Source organism: Rhodococcus sp. 06-418-5 (assembly GCF_002258285.1).
Taxonomy (GTDB): domain Bacteria; phylum Actinomycetota; class Actinomycetes; order Mycobacteriales; family Mycobacteriaceae; genus Rhodococcoides.
Map to the genome: position 1 here is coordinate 1 of NZ_NOYE01000021.1, position 19,013 is coordinate 19,013.

At 64.8% G+C, this 19,013-nt stretch carries 19 protein-coding genes; 8 read left to right on the plus strand and 11 right to left on the minus strand.

Translation table 11 applies throughout. The features are described from left to right. Window positions 1-34: 34 nt before the first annotated feature. Complete coding sequence (locus CH274_RS17910) at window positions 35-2,167, minus strand: MFS transporter (RefSeq protein ID WP_094658384.1); 2,133 nt, start codon at window positions 2,165-2,167, stop codon at window positions 35-37. 138 nt (window positions 2,168-2,305) lie between these two features. Here CH274_RS17910 and CH274_RS17915 point away from each other — a divergent pair, with 138 nt between their 5' ends. Beyond that, window positions 2,306-2,977: a TetR/AcrR family transcriptional regulator gene (locus CH274_RS17915; RefSeq protein WP_179275799.1), complete on the plus strand. Its 672-nt coding sequence runs from the start codon at window positions 2,306-2,308 to the stop codon at window positions 2,975-2,977. 85 nt (window positions 2,978-3,062) lie between these two features. Here the strand turns inward: CH274_RS17915 and CH274_RS17920 are convergent, their stop codons facing one another. Further along, window positions 3,063-3,719, minus strand: coding sequence for a hypothetical protein (locus CH274_RS17920; protein WP_032396769.1), 657 nt, complete (start codon window positions 3,717-3,719; stop codon window positions 3,063-3,065). A 66-nt stretch (window positions 3,720-3,785) separates the two neighbouring features. Further along, window positions 3,786-4,499 carry a DUF6319 family protein gene (locus CH274_RS17925; protein WP_094658386.1) on the minus strand — a complete coding sequence of 238 codons (714 nt, stop codon included), beginning with the start codon at window positions 4,497-4,499 and terminating at the stop codon, window positions 3,786-3,788. Window positions 4,500-4,899: 400 nt separating this feature from the next. On the opposite strand from CH274_RS17925, the gene CH274_RS17930 reads away from it, so the two are divergent. Genes CH274_RS17930 through CH274_RS17940 form a run of 3 tightly spaced genes read left to right on the plus strand, consistent with a single transcriptional unit; the run spans window position 4,900 to window position 9,645 of the window. Continuing rightward, window positions 4,900-7,197 (plus strand): glycerol-3-phosphate 1-O-acyltransferase, encoded by a 2,298-nt coding sequence (locus tag CH274_RS17930; RefSeq protein WP_045197464.1) that lies wholly within the window; start codon window positions 4,900-4,902, stop codon window positions 7,195-7,197. Next, window positions 7,194-8,621: an HAD-IB family hydrolase gene (locus CH274_RS17935; protein WP_094658387.1), complete on the plus strand. Its 1,428-nt coding sequence runs from the start codon at window positions 7,194-7,196 to the stop codon at window positions 8,619-8,621. Before CH274_RS17930 ends, CH274_RS17935 begins: the two co-directional genes overlap by 4 nt. Continuing rightward, entirely contained in the window at window positions 8,614-9,645 is a 1,032-nt protein-coding gene (locus CH274_RS17940) for an adenylate/guanylate cyclase domain-containing protein (protein WP_032396773.1), read from the plus strand. Before CH274_RS17935 ends, CH274_RS17940 begins: the two co-directional genes overlap by 8 nt. Here CH274_RS17940 and CH274_RS17945 read toward each other — a convergent pair. Genes CH274_RS17945 through CH274_RS17980 form a run of 8 tightly spaced genes read right to left on the minus strand, consistent with a single transcriptional unit; the run spans window position 9,627 to window position 17,005 of the window. Further along, complete coding sequence (locus tag CH274_RS17945) at window positions 9,627-10,688, minus strand: MSMEG_0565 family glycosyltransferase (RefSeq protein ID WP_094658388.1); 1,062 nt, start codon at window positions 10,686-10,688, stop codon at window positions 9,627-9,629. The two genes, CH274_RS17940 and CH274_RS17945, sit on opposite strands and share 19 nt — an antisense overlap. Then, window positions 10,685-11,536: a carbon-nitrogen hydrolase family protein gene (locus CH274_RS17950; RefSeq protein ID WP_032396775.1), complete on the minus strand. Its 852-nt coding sequence runs from the start codon at window positions 11,534-11,536 to the stop codon at window positions 10,685-10,687. Before CH274_RS17950 ends, CH274_RS17945 begins: the two co-directional genes overlap by 4 nt. Window positions 11,537-11,542: 6 nt before the next feature. Continuing rightward, window positions 11,543-12,817, minus strand: a complete 1,275-nt coding sequence (locus tag CH274_RS17955; protein WP_094658390.1) for an MSMEG_0569 family flavin-dependent oxidoreductase — start codon at window positions 12,815-12,817, stop codon at window positions 11,543-11,545. 8 nt (window positions 12,818-12,825) lie between these two features. Then, window positions 12,826-13,116 carry an MSMEG_0570 family nitrogen starvation response protein gene (locus CH274_RS17960; protein WP_094658389.1) on the minus strand — a complete coding sequence of 97 codons (291 nt, stop codon included), beginning with the start codon at window positions 13,114-13,116 and terminating at the stop codon, window positions 12,826-12,828. Further along, entirely contained in the window at window positions 13,109-14,002 is an 894-nt protein-coding gene (locus tag CH274_RS17965) for a carbon-nitrogen hydrolase family protein (protein WP_094629172.1), read from the minus strand. The genes CH274_RS17960 and CH274_RS17965 overlap by 8 nt, the downstream gene beginning before the upstream one ends. Next, complete coding sequence (locus CH274_RS17970) at window positions 13,999-15,414, minus strand: MSMEG_0567/sll0787 family protein (protein ID WP_094658391.1); 1,416 nt, start codon at window positions 15,412-15,414, stop codon at window positions 13,999-14,001. The genes CH274_RS17965 and CH274_RS17970 overlap by 4 nt, the downstream gene beginning before the upstream one ends. Before the next feature lies 1 nt (window position 15,415). After that, on the minus strand, window positions 15,416-16,471 hold the full coding sequence (locus tag CH274_RS17975) for an MSMEG_0568 family radical SAM protein (protein ID WP_094646129.1): 1,056 nt from the start codon (window positions 16,469-16,471) through the stop codon (window positions 15,416-15,418). A gap of 9 nt (window positions 16,472-16,480) precedes the next feature. Beyond that, window positions 16,481-17,005: an MSMEG_0572/Sll0783 family nitrogen starvation response protein gene (locus tag CH274_RS17980; RefSeq protein ID WP_027495238.1), complete on the minus strand. Its 525-nt coding sequence runs from the start codon at window positions 17,003-17,005 to the stop codon at window positions 16,481-16,483. A gap of 272 nt (window positions 17,006-17,277) precedes the next feature. Between CH274_RS17980 and CH274_RS17985 the strand changes: the two genes are divergently transcribed. From CH274_RS17985 to CH274_RS17995, 4 genes are all read left to right on the plus strand, one after another. Beyond that, complete coding sequence (locus CH274_RS17985; protein ID WP_045197472.1) at window positions 17,278-17,658, plus strand: hypothetical protein; 381 nt, start codon at window positions 17,278-17,280, stop codon at window positions 17,656-17,658. Then, on the plus strand, window positions 17,651-18,055 hold the full coding sequence (locus tag CH274_RS17990) for a hypothetical protein (RefSeq protein ID WP_032396780.1): 405 nt from the start codon (window positions 17,651-17,653) through the stop codon (window positions 18,053-18,055). Before CH274_RS17985 ends, CH274_RS17990 begins: the two co-directional genes overlap by 8 nt. A 94-nt stretch (window positions 18,056-18,149) precedes the next feature. Continuing rightward, window positions 18,150-18,371, plus strand: a complete 222-nt coding sequence (locus CH274_RS28915) for a hypothetical protein (RefSeq protein ID WP_143546608.1) — start codon at window positions 18,150-18,152, stop codon at window positions 18,369-18,371. A 147-nt stretch (window positions 18,372-18,518) separates the two neighbouring features. Beyond that, window positions 18,519-19,013: DUF222 domain-containing protein (locus tag CH274_RS17995; RefSeq protein ID WP_143546609.1), on the plus strand; the 495-nt coding region annotated here is incomplete at its 3' end.

The window sequence follows — 19,013 nt, forward strand, 5'->3', positions numbered from 1 at the left end:
GGCGGCGGGTGGGGACGGGTGGGATAGGGCGGAACTACAGCGGCATTGCCCACATGGAGCTCGAGCGTTCCTTGAATGCGGTGCAGTTCGCTTGTTGTCTGCTGGCCCGTTGGTAGAAGGTCTGCAGCGGCGAGGTCGGTTCGACCGGCTCCGGTGCGGGTGCAACCGGAAGGTCGCTCAATTCGAGCGCGGCGTCGAGAGCTTCCTCGGCCTCGACGCGTCGGGTGCGCGCCAGGTTGGACAGGGCGAGCTGGTGGATCGTCACGCGGTCACCGGACTTGCTGTCCACTGTGGCCTGCCGGGCGACGGAGGCGTCGAGTTCGTACACCTTCGAGGCCAGCTGATAGATGCTGGGACGCTCGAGTTCGGCGTCCACCAGAGCCGGCTCGGCCACGATGCGTGCAGCCGGCGGTGCGGTCTCCTCGGCGATTCGCAATGCGTGTCGTGCACCGGATTTATGGGGCTCGGCCGACGGCCGCTCGAGGAGTTGTTCGAGCTCGGCGACCTCTCGATCTGCTGCCGGATCCTTGGCCGGCGGTGCGACGAAGGGGACGATCGGCTCGAACGCGATCTTCTCCGACGACGCCGTCGCAGTCTTGGCCGGGATGAGCAGCGCCACGATTACGGTGCCGACGCCGAACATCACGGCGGCAACGACACTCGTGTGCACCACTGCGTCACCGAACGCCGCGACGGCATTGGCTTCGAGATTGTCGGCGAACCCGCTGAGGAATGCATTCTGGTCGCGGATGACGTCGGAGACGATCACCGCACCGGCCAGCGAATCCTGAGACGCGGCAAGCCCTTCCGCCGCCTGCCCGGTGTACTGTCCGTTCGGTTGCTTGCCGGGGAAGGTCTGCAGAAACCCTTCGATTCCCTGACGGTAGGACGCGGCGAGCACCGATCCGAGCACAGCGATGCCGAGCGATCCGCCGAGTTCGAGGGCGGTGTCGTTGAGGCCGCCGCCGACCCCGAGCTTGCTGTCCGGGAACTCGCCCATGATGGAGTCGGTGCAGGGCGAGACGGACAGGCCGATTGCGAGACCGAGCAGCGTCAGTACGGGAAGGAAGTCGGAGTACGTCGCCGTCGCGTCGATCCCGATGAGCGAGACGACCGACAGCGTTCCCACGACCATGCCTGCGGTGACGGTGATGCGGGGTCCCAGTTTCGGCGTGAGCCACATCGTGATTCCGGATCCGACGAAGACTGCGCCGGCCAAAGGCAGGAGGTGAATGCCGGTGGACACCGGACCGAAACCGAGTGCGAACTGGAGGTATTGCGCGACGAAGTAGATGGCACCGAAGGTGACGAGGAAGAAGATCAGCACCGCCAGGGTGGCTCCGCTGAGGACGCGGGACGAGAACATTCGGACGTCGAGCAACGGATTGGGATGGCGCAGTTCCCATCCCACGAAGCCCAGGACCGACAGCAGCCCGACGAGCGCGAAGTACAACGGCCCGACCGTCCAGCCGAAGTGCATCCCCTCGATGATGGCGTACACGATGGTCGATACGGCCAGCACCGACAGCAGACCACCGATCCAGTCGATCGCACCCGGGTCGACGGCCCGTGACGGCGGGACCAGTACGACGGCCCCGACGATGGCGGCCAACGCGATCGGAACATTGATCAGGAACGTCGAATGCCAGGTGTAGCTCTCGAGAAGCCAGCCCGCCAACAGCGGCCCTGCCGCGATCGCGAGTCCGGAGGTGGCCGCCCACACGGTGACCGCGGTGGCGCGCTCCCGCTTCGGGAAGGTCGCCACCAGCAACGACAGTGTGGCGGGCATGACGATGGCAGCGGCCACACCCATGACGATGCGGGCCAGGATCACCCCGAGGGTGGCATCGGTGAGCGCCCCGGCCACCGAACCGGCGACGAAGATGATGAGGCCGATGATCAGAGCGCCACGGCGGCTGTAGCGATCTCCGATCACACCGCACAGCAACATCAACGACGCGTAGGGGACGGTGTAGCCGTCGATCACCCACTGCAGGTCGCTGCTCGTCAGGCTCAGGTCGAGTGTCATCGCCGGTGCGGCGACCAGCAGTGACGTGTTGGCCATGACCACGATCAGCAGGCTCAGGCACAGCACCACCAGCGCCGACCAGCGTCGCGGGTACGGCTTGTGCATGTCTTGGACAGGCGTCATCGCAAGCAGTGTCATCGTGTGTTCCCCCCCGTTGGCAAAGTGCGAGACACACCTTGCACAGTGCTGTGCAGCTTAGGAAGCATCGGCTAGGATCGGCAATCTTTTGTGGCGGCAGCCACACTGGCCGCCCGCGATCGTGCTAGATGTTGTCCTGTGCACAAGACGACGGAGTCGAGTTCGATTGCACGGGACGCAGCAGCGCCGCCCGTGCAACGCCGTGACGCCCGGTCCAACCGAGCGCGAATTCTGCACGTTGCGCAAGGGGTCCTGGCAGACAATCCCGATGCGACCATCAACGATGTCGCCGCTGCTGCAGGAGTAGTCCGGCGAACCGTGTACGCCCACTTCGCCTCTCGCGAAGCTCTGATCGACGGTATCGCCCTGGAGGCAGCGGACAGCATCTCGGCCGCACTCGGCCGGGTTCCGGCCGCGGACGAATCGGCCGTCACGGTGTTCGTCCGGCAGACACTCGCTCTGACACGCGTCGGCGATCAGTACCGACTGCTACTCGCCGTTGCACGAACAGATCTGGGACACAACAGTATTCACGATCTCCTCGGACCGATGCGAGAATCGGCCGCCGCCGTCATCCGGCGCGGCCAGCGCGAGGGTGTGTTCTCCTCGTATCTCGCCGCAGAAGTACTGATCCTCAACATCGAGGCGATCGCACTGTCGATCCTCGATGCCACCAACGCCGGTGCGATCGGCGACCCGGCGGGAGCGACGACGACGTCGAGCCTGGTACTGCTGGGAATCGCGCCGGACGACGCCGAACGCATCGTCGCCGACATTCGGTCGTCCGACTCGTCGGCCCGCGCCCGCTGAGAGCCTCACCTACCCCGCGAACGGCGAAGGCCCCGTTCGCGCAACACATCGCGCGAACGGGGCCTTCGGTCGAAACCAGGTGGAGCTAGGGAGCCGGGACGAATCCTGCGCCGAGTCCGTTGCCCTGATCGACGTTGCGAAGGATCGCGTCGAAGTTGGTGCCGACCTCGGGTCCGAAGCACGCCACGCCGAGGTAGGCGTTGACCATGCCGACGAGGGTGTTGCCGACGACGACCGGGCTGCCCGAGTCACCTTCGACGACGCACAGCTGAGCCCAGGTCTCCTGCGACTGCAGAATGTCGCCGTACGCGAGTCCGCAGGTGTTGCCGGTGGTACGGCCTTCCTTGCAGACGATGTTCGGGAACGCCGTCGGCGGGCCGACCTGAGAGATGGTCACATTGCCGACGCGGTTGATCGGTGCGACCTTGTCACGCTGGAATTCGATGAGGGCGTAGTCGTATTCCGGGTTCGAGAACGCGATGCGGCCGACCTCGCCGAGGGAGGTGTCGTATTCGGGAACGATGGAGGCACCCGCCTGGCCGCAGTGGCCGGCGGTGAAGCCGACCAGGTTTCCGTTGCGGTCGTTTCCGATCGTCGTCAGCGTGCACTCGGCCTGGCCTCCGACGATGATTCCCGAGCCGCCGCCGAGAGCAGCTGGAGCGGCCGCGGATGCGGTCCCCACGCCGACGCTGGCTACGATTGCAGCCGCCCCCACGACGACGAGCATGAATTTCTTGAACATGTACTCCCTCTCAGCGGTGTCGGCAGAACCCTAGCAACAACAGGTGTACGAACACGAGTGAGTCGTTCATACGTCCTGCTCGAGGGCGGCAAGCGTCGTGCGCGCCTCTTCGAGTTGCCGGCTCAGTTCTGCAACGCGCCGTGCGGCCTCCTCGCGCGCGTGGGAGATGACTGCCTCGACTGCGTCGCGTGCCGTGGGATCGCCCAACTCCCGAACAGCGCGGCTCACCGACTCCGGGCTCACCGGTTGCGCTTTGGTGGGCCGCTTCGCACCCTGGGTCACCGTGACCGACCAATCGTTGTCGGCGCCGGCATGAATGGTGACGCTGATTCCGCCCGGTGCCCTCTTGACTCGACGGGGAGAAGAACTCTGCGGTGACGCAGTCTTCGGTTGTTCCACCGCCTTGGGCTGTACCGGTTCTGCCTTGGGCGCTACCGCCGCGGGCGCGGGTTGCGGCTCGGCTCTTCTCACCGGCGGAGCCGCCGAGGTCTTCTTGGCAGGTACGCGCTTGGCCGGCGCAGGCGGAGTTGCCGCGTTGCGGGTGATGCGCAGTTCCTCGGCTTCGTAGGGCAATTCGTCGTTGACGCCCTTCGGGCTGATCGTGACCGTGTTGCCGTCGATCGACACGACCTTCGCCGAGGTGCCGTCGGGCAACCCGAGGCTCGGATTCGGTTCACGGAGATAGACGGTGGCACGACGCCCCTCGGCCAGCGCCGCCGCCAGTGTCGTCAGATTCTCGGGGGTCAACGAATCGTTCACGGCGCGCCCACGGGGTGGCATTCGACTACCGACCTTTCTCGAAAGTGTTTGCGAATACTGTCGCACAGATGCAGGTGAGATGCGGCCGGGCAGCGCAGAGCGCGTCGGATCGACGCATCGAGAGCCAATTTGTCTGTTAATCCAAGTAACTGTAACCACAAGTAACTGTTACTTGGATTAACACTTAGATTGAGGGTGACCGAGAAGGTCGATGACTCCGACCCTATACGACAGCCGTCGCGCGCGCCGCCCGAGCCCACTCCAGGTGTCGTCGACCCTCACCGAGTACCGGCCGGTAGCTGCCCGACTCTCGGGGAGATCGGCGTCCGGGAACCACCCTCGCCGAACCACCCTCGCGCGCGGTTTCTGCCGCGTAGCCTGGCGGCGTGCCTTCTTGCGGAGGTGCGGAACAGGAGTCTCGATGTACCACCTCGACGCGGACGAACAGTCGCTCAGCGACGGTCCGCACGTGTATTTGCTCGACGCCAAATCCACCCTCGAGGTGCAGGCTCTGAATCAGTGGATCGACGCCACCACACCGGACGGCGAGCCCCGTCCGCCCTCGGTTGTGCTCTCGGGTGAGGCGAGAACGTCACTGTCGGACAGTGTTCGCGGGTACGCCGACGATCCGCTGCTCATCCCGCTGCGGGTCACGTTGTCCGATCGCAAGAACGGCATTCTGCACCGCATCTTCGCACCCCGTGGTCGGTCCAAGCCCACCCAGGTATGGCAGCGATGGGTGGCAGGCGACGACCCCGACCACTCCGCGGTGCTGGTCGGGGAACCCGCGACACTCAGTGACCTGCGAGAGCGGTTCGAACGCGGTGGCGGCACGTCCCTGTCGTCGTTCATTCTGCGTCAGGCCAGTCTGGCATTGGACAAGGCCGAGCGCGGCGTCATCGGCTCCGAGTACAAGATCCCGCGCTTCGTCGTCGAGGACATGACGGAGCAGAAGAAGTTCCGCGACGGGATCACCGAGCTCGCGGAAGAGGTCGGCCAGGATCGCGAGGCCGTCGACAAGCGCGTCCAGGACATCCTGGGCGAGATGGTGGCAACCGAGACCCGTCGTGCAGTCGAGATGTGGGGAACCCTCGGGGCGTACTTCTCGCGGGCGTACAAGGTGGACGTGGACCGCGATCAACTGCAGAAGGTGCGCGAGCTCAACAAGAACTATCCGCTGGTGTTCCTTCCCAACCACCGTTCCTATCTCGACCCGCTCGTGCTGCGTCCGGCGCTGCTGGCCGAAGGTCTGCCGCTCAACCACGTCATGGGCGGCATCAACGTCGGCTTCTGGCCGCTGGGTCCGATCGCCAAACGCAGTGGCGTGGTGCTCATCCAGCGGAAATTCTCGGACGCGATCTACAAGTGGACGCTGCGCCAGTACATGAGCTTCCTGCTGAGCAAGCGGTTCAACCTCGAGTGGTACATCGAAGGCGGCCGCAGCCGCACCGGAAAGCTCCGCCCGCCGCGGTTCGGGTTGTTGACCTATCTGGTCGACGCACTCGAGACCAGCGATGCCGAGGACGTCTACCTGGTTCCGACGTCGATCACCTACGACCGCCTCCACGAGGTCGGTGCGATGGCCGAGGAGTCGCACGGAGCGAAGAAGCAGGCCGAGGGCATTCGCATGGCCATCGGCTACATCCGGGCGCAGGGCACGTTGCGCGGCAACGTGTACCTGAACTTCGGCGAGCCGATGTCGGTGGCGTCGATCGTCGCCGACAATCCCGACAAGCGGGTGGCGGTGCAGAAGATCGCGCTCGGCGTCTCCCACGCGATCAACGACGCGACTCCGGTGACGCCGGCGGCGTTGGTCACCATGGCCCTGCTCGGCATCGAGGATCGCGCTCTCAACGTCAACGAGATGTGGGCGATCATCGCCCCGCTCGCGCGCTACATCAAACGCCGCAACCTGCCCACCGCGGGCGGCGTGGACATCGCCGACGTCGATGTCGTGCGCTCGGCCGTCATCGCACAGGTCAACGCCAACGTCGTCAAGCGTTTCGACGACGGCCCCGAGCCGCTGTTCTACCTGGCCCAGGACAAGCACCTGGTGGCAGCGTTCTTCCGCAACAACGCGATCCACTTCTTCGTCATGCGCGCCATCGGCGAGTTGGTGGTGCTCCCGACCAGCGGCGATTCGACGCCGTTGACCCAGGAATCTCTGTGGCAGTCGGCACTGCAGTTGCGCGATCTGCTCAAGTTCGAGTTCTTCTTCGGCGACAAGAAGGACTTCGGCGAACGGCTCGAATCCGAGGTCGATCTCATCGATCCGGACTGGCGCACCCACATCAGCGACCCCGATTACGCTGCGCGACAACTTCAGTCGCAGGATCTGCATCTGGCGCACCGCGTGTTGCAGCCGATCTTCGAGGCCTACCAGGTGGTTGCCGATCAGCTGATGTTGCTGCCCCAGAGCGGTGAGTTCGACAAGCCGAAGTTCATCACCGAATGCCTCGGCGCTGCTCAGGCCAGACGGCTTCGTCAGCAGCTCGATCACAGCGAGTCGATCTCCGGCGAATTGTTCGACACGGCACTGCAATTGGCGGAGAATCGCGACCTGGTCGATTCGAGCGCAGACGGTATCGCCCGCCGCCGCAGGGCATTCGCGCTCGAGATCGACGAGTGGGCACGCAAGGTGCGCACGATCCGCGACATGGCGCACCGCATGCTGCGCGAGGTGGATCCGATCTCGGCCCCCGAGGAGAACAATTCATGACCGAATTCGACGATCGACTCATCGCGATCGCCGCCGCTCCACCCGGCCGAGACACCGTGGCATTCTTCGATCTCGACGGCACTCTGATCAACGGGTTCTCGGCCCGCGCAGTGTTTCTCGAACGACTCAAGACCCTGGACGTGACGGTCAAGGAACTGTGGGAGATATCGAGCGCCGTCGTCGAGATGCGGATGCGTAACTCTCCGGTCGACAACCTGATGGGCAAGGCAGTCCGCGGCCTCGAGGGCCGTCGGGAAGAAGACCTGATGGAGCAGGCGTACACGCTGTTCCGCAACGAGATCGCGCCGATGATCTACCCACAGGCCCGCGCGCTCGTCGAAGCTCATCGCCATGCCGGGCACCGATTGGTGATGGCCACCTCGGCCACGCCGTATCAGGCTCTGCCCGTGCAGCAGGACATGATGTTCGAGACTCTGCTCTGCACCACTCCGGTGGTCACCGACGGGATACTCACCGGCGAACTGGTCGGCGATTCGTTGTGGGGTCCGCGCAAGGCACAGGCCGCGATCGACTACGCCGAGCGGGAGGGCATCGCACTGGCCGGCTGCTTCGCCTACTCCAACGGCGGCGAGGACGTGCCGCTGCTCGAGGCCGTCGGGCGACCCGTCGCACTCAATCCGGACCCGGAACTACAGCGGTACGCGGCAAAGAAGAACTGGCCGTCGCTGACGCTGGAGAGCCCCAAACGCGGCACCGACCTCACCTCGGCCGTACGCAGCACCGCCGCTCTCGGTTCGGTGCTGGCCAGCGCATCGATCGGACTGGGACTGGGACTGCTGACGCGCAGCCGCCGCAACGGAGCGAACATCACCAGCACCATCGCGCCGGACATCGCGTTGACCATCGCCGGCGTCAAGCTCGACGTGACCGGCACCGAGAACGCGTGGTCGGCACGCCCGGCGGTCTTCATGTTCAACCACCAGAGCACCGCCGACTCGATCATCGTCACCTCCATTCTCCGACGCGACATCACCGCGGTCGCCAAGCGAGAACTCGAACGCGACCCACGATTCGCATTGCTGGGCAGGATCTTCGACGTCGCCTACGTCGACCGCGGCGATCCCGCTCAGGCCCGCGAGGCGATGCGCCCGGCCATCGAGAAGCTGCACAGTGGCATCTCGGTCGCCATCGCGCCCGAGGGCACGCGGATGCCGACGTCGCGTCTCGGCCGATTCAAGAAGGGCGGATTTCACCTGGCGATGCAGGCCGGAGTGCCCATCGTTCCGATCGTCATCCACAATGCGGGCGACGTGATGTGGAAAAAGGATTTCACCGTCCATTCCGGTACCGTCAAGGTCACCGTCGGCGAGCCCATTCCCACCACGGACTGGGAGCCCGAGAAGATCGACTCGTACGTCGACGATGTCCGTTCCTATTTCGACAGAACGTTGGGATATGCCTGAGAACCAGATCAACTCGGTGGTGCAAGCGGAGATCGAACGCAATCTCCTGGGGGGCACGCCGAAGTACAACCGTTCCGACATCGTCAGCAAGTCGGGGCTGCCGCTCGAGCGGGTCATCGCACTGTGGATCGGCATGGGCTTTCCCATCCACACCGACACCGAGGCCGTCGTCTACACCGACGCAGACCTCGAGGCACTGAAGCTGATCACCGGACTCACCGAACAGAAGGTCATCAAGCCCGAGATGGAGGTCGCGATTGCGCGCACTCTCGGCCAGTCGATGTCCAGGCTCGCCGAATGGCAAGTGGGCGTGGTGAACTCTCACATCCTCGAGCGCATCACCAGTAACGACGAGGACAAGAACGACATCGACGCCATCCGGCGCAACGCCAGGGACATCGCGGCCGAGACTGTGCCCACCCTCGAAGCGCTCCAGGGTTACACCTGGCGTCGGCATCTGGCCGCAGCAGCGGGCCGGTCCATCGCCGCTCCCGACGACGCCACCGACAGCCCCGTCATGGCCGTCGGCTTCGCGGACATGGTCGGCTACACCAGCCTGACGCGTCGACTCGACATCGGCGAACTGACGACACTGCTCGAGGAGTTCGAGTCGCTCGCCACCAATATCATTGCGCGCGGACGTGGTTCGGTGATCAAGAACGTCGGCGACGAAGTGATGTTCAGCGCACAGACGCCCGAGGACGCCGCGCACATCGCCCTCGACCTGCAGGACGCGTTCGCCGAGCAGGAAGACATGCCGGATCTGCGCGTCGGGTTGGCCTGGGGACCGGTTCTCGCCCGCTACGGCGACCTGTACGGCTCGGTGGTCAACATCGCTGCGCGCCTGACCAGTTCGGCCAATCCCGGAACGACTCTCGTCGACACAGTCATGACCGAAGAGCTGCGTCACGATTCCGAGTTCTACCTCAAATCGATTCGCTCACTACGGGTCAAGGGGTTCCACAAGCTCAAGCCCCACGGACTCAGGCGCAACAAGCGCAACGGTCAGCGCAGCGAGGAATAGAACTCGAGGTGTCGACGCGCGGCCTCGTCCCATGTCAGGCTGCGCGCCAGCGTCAGACCGGGTGACGGGTCCTGCGGGGTCGCGAGCGCACGTTCCAGTTCGGCCGCCATGGTCGCTGCCGTGGACGCGTAGGTAACACTGTCCCCGAACACTTCCCGCAGGACCGGCAGATCTCGCGCGACGACGGGAGTCGACGCCGCGAGAGCCTCCATGGCCGCCAGCCCGAAACCCTCCTTGGTGGAGAAGAACGGCAGCACAGCGGCCTGCGCCACGAGGTGCGGCAACTCGTCGTCGTCGACGGTACCGAGTATCACCGGCTCGATACCGAGTTCTGCTGCGCGCCGGTCGAACTCGGAACGGTAGTCGCGGTAGTCGAACAGCGTCTCGCCGCCGGCGAAGACCAGGCGCAGATCGTGCGCAGCAAGCCGGGCGAAGGCGTCGAGCAGATCGAGACTGCCCTTGCGTGGTTCTATACCCCCGACTGCGAGCACGTAGCGGCCGAGCTTCTCGCGCCAGTGCGATCGACCCGATTCCGCAGCCGCAGTGAACCTCTCGGCGTCGACGCCGTTGGGTATGACCGTAGGCTCGAATCCCCATCCGCGGCGAACATCGCTCGCCACTGCCGCCGACACACAGATACGCGCATACGGCGCAGTGATCGCGCGTTCGTGGCATGCGGCCAGCTCGGGCGTGGTGAACTCGTCCAGGTGATGGATGGTCCTGATGCAGCGGCCGACGGCATTGGCGGAAATGCAGTCCTGCGCGTGGACGATGTCGTACTCGTCCGATGTGAACGCCTGCCGCAGAACATCTATCGACCGCAGAATTCGTTCTCCGACGTTCTCTTCGTCCCGGTGCTCGAACGGGACCATTCTGATCTCGACGGCGGGGTCGACGGCACGGAAGAACGTGCTGTCGCCGCCGCGACCGAGAGACCACACCGAGACGTCCTGACCGGCGCGCGCCAGTGCCTCCGCCAACGCCAGCGTGTGCACCACTCCGCCGCGCGGCTTGGACGAGTACGTCAACAGGCTGATCTTCACTGGCCCGGCTTCTCCTGCAACAGATTCGGATAGGCATCCACCCGGCGTTCCGCCAGGTGATGCAGTCCCCGGCGGGCTCGGTCGACCTCGGCGTCGACATCGATCTCGTGCACCGCGAGCCCGCCCTTGGACCAGGTCCGCGCCAGTACGTCACCACCGGGACCGACGATCTTCGCCTGACCCAGAAAGCGGAGGGACCCCATCACCCCGGTCTGATTGGACGAGACCAGCACCACCTGGTTCTCGGCCGCTCGGGCTGCGTCGTACAGATCGAACAGTCGGGACTGTCGATCGTTCGGCAGCGAGGACGCCCGATCTGTGACGCTGGCGGGCCACGCCGACAACGCCGCAATGATTCTCGCTCCGTCGAGCGCCAACGTCCGCGCCGACTCCGGGAACGTCTTGTCGTAGTCGATCAGCATCCCCATCCGCCCCACCGGGGTATCGAAGGCCTCGAAGTGGTCACCGGCCGCGTAGGCGAGCGACTCCCCGAGCGGCTGATGCACCTTGCGGTGACTACCCAGAATGCCGTCTCCCGTCAGACAGGCGGCAGCGTTGTACCGCAACCCTTTCGACAGCTCGGTGTACCCGATGCAGATCGTCATGTCTCCGGCCGCGGCGATGATGGCGGCCAATTCCGGACCGTCGGGATCGAGGGTGGGCGGCAGTTCCGCGGGATCCGGATTGCTCAGGCTGTTGATGTAGCCCCCGAGGGACGCGTCGGGCAGCACCAGGAGATCGATGCCTTCTCGAGCCGCACTGGAGATGATCGTGGTGATCTTCAGTACGGCCCGGTCGACATCTCTCCCGAAATGTGCTGCCAGCGCGCCGATCTTGATAGGAGCCAACGGGACTCAGACCATCTGGCTCTGCGGCTGCACTGAGCTTCGAGACTGTGCTGCACTGATCTCGAGACCGATCTGGTCGGCGAGGAACTGCGCGTCCCGGGCCACCGAGGCGAAGCGTCCCGAACCCCAGGTGTGCTGCCACGGCAGGCCGAGGAAGTACAGGCCCGGCACCGAAGTGACGCCCCGGTTGTGCGTCGGGTGCCCCTCACCGTCGAAGGTACCGACCTTCAGCCACCGGTAGTCGGTGCGGAAGCCGACCGACCAGACGACGGCCTTGATCTCGGTGGCGGCGAGGTCGAGTTCGGTGGTCTCTGTCTCCGGCCGCCACACCGGCACGTAGCGATCCTCGGTGGGGGCGCTGATTCCCTCGCGCTCGATGTAGGCGTCGATGTTGTCCTTGATGCTTTCGGCCACCCGATCCGCGGCATCGAGAGATGCCTCCAGGGTGGGTGCGAACTGCAGAACGCCGCCCTCGACGCCGAGCAATCGGCCGTAGAGGTGCATCCCCTCGGTGGCGAATGCGCGCAGGTCGATGTCTCGACCACCGTCACGACCGGTGACGTAGTGGTTGGTGTTCTCGCGTTTGCCGACGCCACCGGGTTGATCTTCGATGGAGACATCGTAGACCCCCATGTCGTGCAACCAGGCGACACAGTCGCGGCCGCGATAGAAGCGTGCGACGCGGGGAGCGGTGCCGGCCACCAGATGAACACGTCGGCCGTCGAGGTGCAGGTCCTCGGCGATCTGAGCACCGGACTGTCCGGGGCCGACCACCAGCACGTCGCCGTCCGGGAACTGGTGTGATCCTCGGTAATCGGACGAGTGGATCTGGACGATGTCACGCGGTAGCTTCTCGGCGAACCGCGGGATGGTGGGGATGTGATAGCCACCGACGGCGACGACGATCTGGTCGGCATGCATGGGGCCGTCGGACGTCTGCAGGTCGAAGCCGCCATCCAGGCCCTGCAGAGCTCGGTCGACAGAAACATGCTCTCGTACAGGCGCATCGAAGCTCTCGGCGTAACGGCGCACGAAGGCGTACACCTCGTCGCGCTGCATGAATCCGTCGGGATCGTCACCGTCGTAGGAGTATCCGGGGAGTGCGCACTGCCAGTTCGGCGTGACGAGAGTGAAGTTGTCCCAGCGCGAGTCCTGCCACTCGTGCGCGATCGTGTCGCGCTCCAACACGACGTGTTCGATGCCACGCTGCGTCAGATGCCAGCTGATCGACAGGCCGGCCTGTCCGCCGCCGACGACGATCACGCGATGATGCTCGACGATCTCTCCGGTCACAACAGTTCAGCTCCCGACATACTCAGTACGCGAACGGCACCGGCCTCGTACGAGGTACTGACACCGTGGATCTCTTCCATCTTTTGCGCGGCCGAGGTGCACCGCATGCCGAACTTGGCGAGAACTCGATCGCTGGCGATCGTCAACGCCTCCGACGTCCGCTGTACGAACTCCGCCACCGGGTACTCCTGCCCGGGTGTCAGATAGTCGTGCATCACCAGAGACGGTGAATAGCAAGACTGTTCGCGACCATCGGGCCATCGGACGAGGAACGACATCTCAGGCATGGATCGGCTCCTTCGTGATGGTCCGATACACGGACGGGCGGCGATCACGAAGGTTGTACATGCCGCCGCCACGTGCCGCGCCGATGAGTGCGGCGACGTCGACGGTGGCCGTGGCCAAGCCCGGTTCGACGCCCGTTCCGGCGAGGATCTCTCCGCCGGGTCCGACGATCTTCGCGCTGCAGACGAATCGAAGCGATCCGAAGGTGCCTGCCTGATTGGCTGCGACCCAGACGATCTGGTTCTCGAGAGCGCGGGCTCGGTCGTAGATGTCGAACCGCTGTTTCCACCGGTCCTCTTCCATGTTCTCGACGGTTGCGGTGCGGGCCGTCGGCCAGGCGGAGATGGACGCGACGATCTCGGCTCCGTCGAGCGCGAGTTCCCGTGCTGCCTCGGGGAATCCCTTGTCGTAGCAGATCTGCATGCCCATGCGGCCGATCGGAGTGTCGAAGGCGGAGTAGCTGTCTCCCGCGTCGTAGCAGAGGTTTTCACCCAGCGGCTGATGCACCTTGCGGTACGAACCCAGAATGCCGCTGCCGTCGACCGTCACGGCGGCGTTGTAGCGGGTATCGCCGTCCTTCTCGCAGAAGCCGAACGTGATGACGGTATCGCCCGCCATGTCGATGACCCGCCTGATCTCGGGTCCGTCGAGTTCGAGGGCCGGAGGCAGTGCTTTCAGTCGACGCTGTCGCGATTCCTCGGTCTCGTCGCCGCCACCGAGGCTCGGCAGGTAGCCGCCGAGGCAGGCCTCGGGTAGGACGAGCAATTGGCTGCCGCGGTTGCGTGATTCCTCGAGCAGCGCGGCGATGGTGGCGTAACCCTGTTCCATGTCGCGACCGAACTCGGCTGCGGCGACAGAAATGGTGACGGGCTTCGGGTGGGTGGTCATGCTTCTCCCAATCCGGTCACGGTGGACGTGACCGCGCGAGTGGTGATTCCGTCGGGCCATCGCAGCGCGACGCCCGGAATGTCGGTGAGCTCTCCGCAGACTGCGGACAGGGCAGGTCCCGACGGTGCAGTGGGTGCACCGGGACGGTCCGCGGTGATCATCGCGAACCCTGGAAAACACGTGATCCATTCACCCATCGACGCTGCGTCGGGCTTCGGTATCGAGGCGATGTCGAGTACGGCACCGGTTCCGCTCGCCTCGGCGAGCATTCCGGTGGTGCCGGCCAGGCCCGCCATCGAGACGTCCTTGGCGGCCTTGGGTGCGGTGCGGGCAACGAACGACGCCATTTCCGTCAATTCGTCGGAGTTCCGGCGAGAAGACGAATCCCATTGCTGCCCATGGTATCCGCGCCTCCACTCGCCCTCGATGTCTGCGGTGAGCGTCAACCGATCGCCGACGCTGCCGCCGCCGGCACGCACCGGTCGAGAGGTCCGCCCGAGTGCGGTGACCGACAGCGATGACGGCACCCCGGCCTGAGTGTGGCCGCCGAGTACCGGAACCTGCCATGCCGCAGAGGCATTGGCGAGACCACGGATGATGCGGGTCAGCCGACTCTGGGTGGGGGCTCCGACGGAATCGAGCATTCCGACAGCGCGCGCACCCATCGCCGACAGGTCGTTCAGATTGACCAGCGCCGCGCACCAGCCGGCCCACTCCGGATCACGATCGACCATGGAAGGGATGATGGCATCGCACGCGGCGATCATGTCGCTACCTGGTACCGGAACGCCGTCGTCGCCGCGAAAACCTCTGGCTCCGAGCCCGAGTGGCTGCGCCTTCAGAGGTGCGAGCACCCCGGCCAGCATTGCCTTGGTCGACGAGACGAGTCGTTCGATGCGGTCGATCGGCCAGTACATCGCAACGTGCGGCGTGTTGGCCACCTCGACGTCGCCACGGCGAATCCACCCGAGGCGGGTGAACAGTTGCTCGTTGCGCTTCTGCACCGTCGCGTCGAAGCGCAGTACGCCTCGACTCTCCGCATGGGCGCAGGCTGCCCGAACCAGGGCGGGCCCGACGCCGGACGTACGCGCCGCGGCGGACACCACGAGGCGGCTCCCGGCCCACCACCCCAGATCCGTTGCGGTACAGGGTGCCAGCCGCACTCCGCCGAGCACCGTACCGTCCCGATCGGTGGCGACCAGAACGACTGCGCGGGGATCGTCGTCGACGTCGTCGTGATCGGTGCCGGCGAACAGGCCCTGCTCGGCAACGAAGGTCGCTCTCCTGAGGGCACGATAGGCGTCCAACTGCGCTGCGCTTTCGCACGGTTGGATGATGAACCTCGGCTCGACGACAGTGGTTGCAGTACCGGACAATCCGGCAAGGTCGCCCGCTTCTACGACACCGAACATGTCAGCCTCCCGCGTTCTGCAGAACGCTGCACGCACCGCATGCCGCGCAGCCTGCCTTCTGATCGGATCCGAGCATCGCCGCGGCCTGGAGTTCCTTGGCGACGCGTCGGGTGACGTTTTCGAGGACGTCCCGGTCGGGGGCACTCGCTCGGTCCACGTCCACCGCCAACGTTCCGGCGAGCGGACGGAACGGAACGACGAAGGGGTAGACACCCATGTCGATGAGTTCCGCTGCCCCGGACACCAATTCGTCCGGATCCTCGCCGAGCCCCACCAGAATGTACGTCGAGACCTGGTTGCGTCCGAAGACACGAACCGCTTCTCTCCACGCAGCGCGGTACTCGTCCATCGAGACCGATGCCTTGCCCGGCATCCACCGGCGTCGAACGTCGTCGTCGAGGGATTCGACGTGGATGCCGATGGATTCGGCACCGGCGTCGTACAGATCCTGAATTGTCGAGAGGTCGCCGGGAGGTTCGCACTGCACCTGGATCGGCAGCTGCGGAACCACAGCCTTGATGGCTCGCACGCATCGAGCAAGGTGACGGGCACCGCGGTCCTTGGCGGCCGAGGTGCCCGTCGTCATGACCATCTGCGTGACGCCGTCGAGCCGCACCGCAGCCTCGGCCACCTCGGCGAGCTGCGCCGGGGTCTTGACGGCGATCGTGTCGCCGGCGTCGAGCGACGCCTCGATGGAGCAGAAACGGCAGCGTTGATCCGCGTCGTAGCGGATGCAGGTCTGCACCACGGTGGTCGCGAGAACGCTGGAGCCGTGCAGCTTCGCGATCTTCTCGTAGGCGATACCGTCGGCGGTTTCCAGGTCGTAGAACTTCGGACGGTCGACGGCCTGCACGTCGAGCCCGATGTCGTTGCCGTCGAACAGCACTCGACCCTCTTCGAGGACGTATGGACTGAGCGGATTGCGCGGGATGGCTGCGCCGAGGCCATCGATCGTGACATGCCCGTCGTCGCTCGGCCCGGCGCCTGCCGTTCTCGAGACCGGCGTGGATCCTCGGATACCGAGCAACGCCAGATCTACACGCGTACTGACCGACACGGTGCGCTCCTAGACCATGTAGGTCGAGTTGATGATGGCACCCTTGCGCGCGTAGTGGATCAGCGCGTCCTGCACGTCCAGGGGGTGGGCCGGGATGACGCCCTCGATGAGGTCCTCTTCGCGACCGCCGTGCAGGGCCAGTCCGAAGCGGCAGCAGAACACGGTGCCACCCTCGGCGATGAAGGTCGCGAGCGAATCGTTGATGTTCTGCTCGCCCGGGAACCCGGAGTCACCGGTGGTGGGAAAGCCGCGAGTGGCAAGGCAATTGATGGCACCGGGACCGTAGAAGTACATGGCCGACTCGAAGCCCTTGCGCAGAGCGCGGGTCGCCTGGAGTACCGCGACGAACGACACCGAGGACTCGTGCGCGATGCCGTGCACCAGCGTGAAGTAGCTCTCGCCGTTCTCGGCCTTGTAATCGGGGAAGATCTTGGTGGAGCCGTAGATGTTGCTGCCCTTGGGAAGTGAAGGGTGCGGAATCTCTTCGAGGGACTTCTTGATGTTCTCGGCGATGGACTGGTCGAGATCTGACACTGGTGTCTCCTGAGGTTCGCGGAACTGGCTGAATGCAGTGGGCAACTACTCGAGATGCGGTGGACACCGATGGCCACCTGAGGAAGAGAGGTCATGTCCGGCGAGAGAGCGGATCCTCTGCGGCCGTGGAACAAGTACAAGCCCCATCCATTTCCGATTGGTCACACCCGGAACAACGCCGTGTTTCGAGGGCCTCACAGTGTTGACGTGGCGTTACGCGGATAGTGTGGAGGCTGCATCACCCATCCACCACGAACTTGACGAGGAACTCGATGATCGGCGCCGTCACCGGCTTGTTGTATGCGTTGTCCCTGGTCGTCGGTGTCTGGGTGCTCGCGAAGCTCGTCATGAACCGACCGGTTCTGCTGAAGAACAAGTCCGATCGCGCACTGTTCTGGACCATCGCGGCCACCGAGGCCGTCGTCGCGCTGCAGGCCGTCATCGGGTTCGTCATGATGTTCACCTCGGACCGCGAGATACACCGGCTGACATTCGGGTCCTACCTCGTCGGACTGCTGTTCCTTCTCCCCCTCGGCACGTGGTGGTCTCTGGGCGACCGCTCCCGCGGCGGCACTGCCGTACTCCTCGTTGCCGTCCTCACCCTCGCGGCCATGGTGCTGCGCCTGAGCCAGATTTGGGCCGGATATGCCTGACAACCTCCAGCAAGCGACGCGCACCGGATTCGGGCGCTTCCTCATCGCCGTCTACGCCGTGTTCGCCGTCGCCGCGACATCACGCTCGATCGTGCAACTCACCACGCGATTCGACGACGCACCGGTGGCGTACCTGCTGTCGGCGTTCGCTGCTGTGGTCTACATCGTCGCCACGGTAGGACTGGCCAGAGCAACAGAAGCGTCTCGACGAGTGGTGACGGTCTCCTGCATCATCGAACTCGTCGGAGTCATCGGCATCGGCACGCTCAGCTACATTCAGCCTCAGGACTTCCCGGAGCCGACGGTGTGGTCGCACTTCGGATCCGGATACGTCTTCATCCCGGTGGTGCTCCCCATCGCAGGACTGTGGTGGTTGCGAAAGACCCGACAGCTCTAGGCGTCTGTTCTGAATTTCGCCCAATTGGCGTAAGTCTCAATACTCGACATCCCGTGCCACTGACGTCGACAACTGATCTGGATGCAGTCTGGCCATGAACGCGAGTCCTCCGATCATCGCGGCCGACCTCTCGCTTTCGATCTCCACTCAGGGCTCCCGCGACGATCGGTCTCGCCGTCGACGACATGGCGAACGGGCGAGTCGGCCATTTACGATGCAGGAGGCCGGCCGATGGGTACAAGTTGATGCACTGCTGTCCGTCGACATCGGTTGGGAAGTCGAGATATTCGACGCGTTGCTCGTGACCGGAACCTGAGCCACGGCGACCATCATCCTGAAACGCGCGCGGCCGCACCTATCACACACCACTGACAGGTTTTCGATCACGAATAGCCAAGTAGCGCAATAGTTTTCGATTCAACAATGGTTGTCAGTCGAACGCACGTTCGATACACTTCATGGCATGACCACAGCGATCTGGCAACTGAGCGAGGCAGAACTCCTCGCCGACGCCGCCGCGGTCTCCCACCAGATCCAGCTCCTCGAGGCCCGGCGCATCGCTCTCGTCGCTGACATCGACACCCGCGTCTCACGGGAGAAACTCGGATTCCCCGGCCCCGCCGGCTGGCTCACCTCCACCACGCTGCTCTCGGCGGGTAAAGCAAACAAGATCGTCGCCCTCGCCCGCGGACTGAAGAACTTCCCCGACATCGCCGACGCCGTGAACGCAGGAGTCATGTCCGTCGATCACGCCGCGTTGATCCTCACCTTCGCCGAAACCCCACCGAAGAATCTGCCGCAAAAAGGCCAGGACATCGCGCGGAAAGCGATGATCACCGCTGCGACCGGGCCTGGTGCCCGCACCGGCCGCATCCGCGAAGCGATCACCAAACTCCACGACACCTACGGCGGCAAGACACCACCCGCCGACGACACCGACCGCAACGAACTCTTCGCC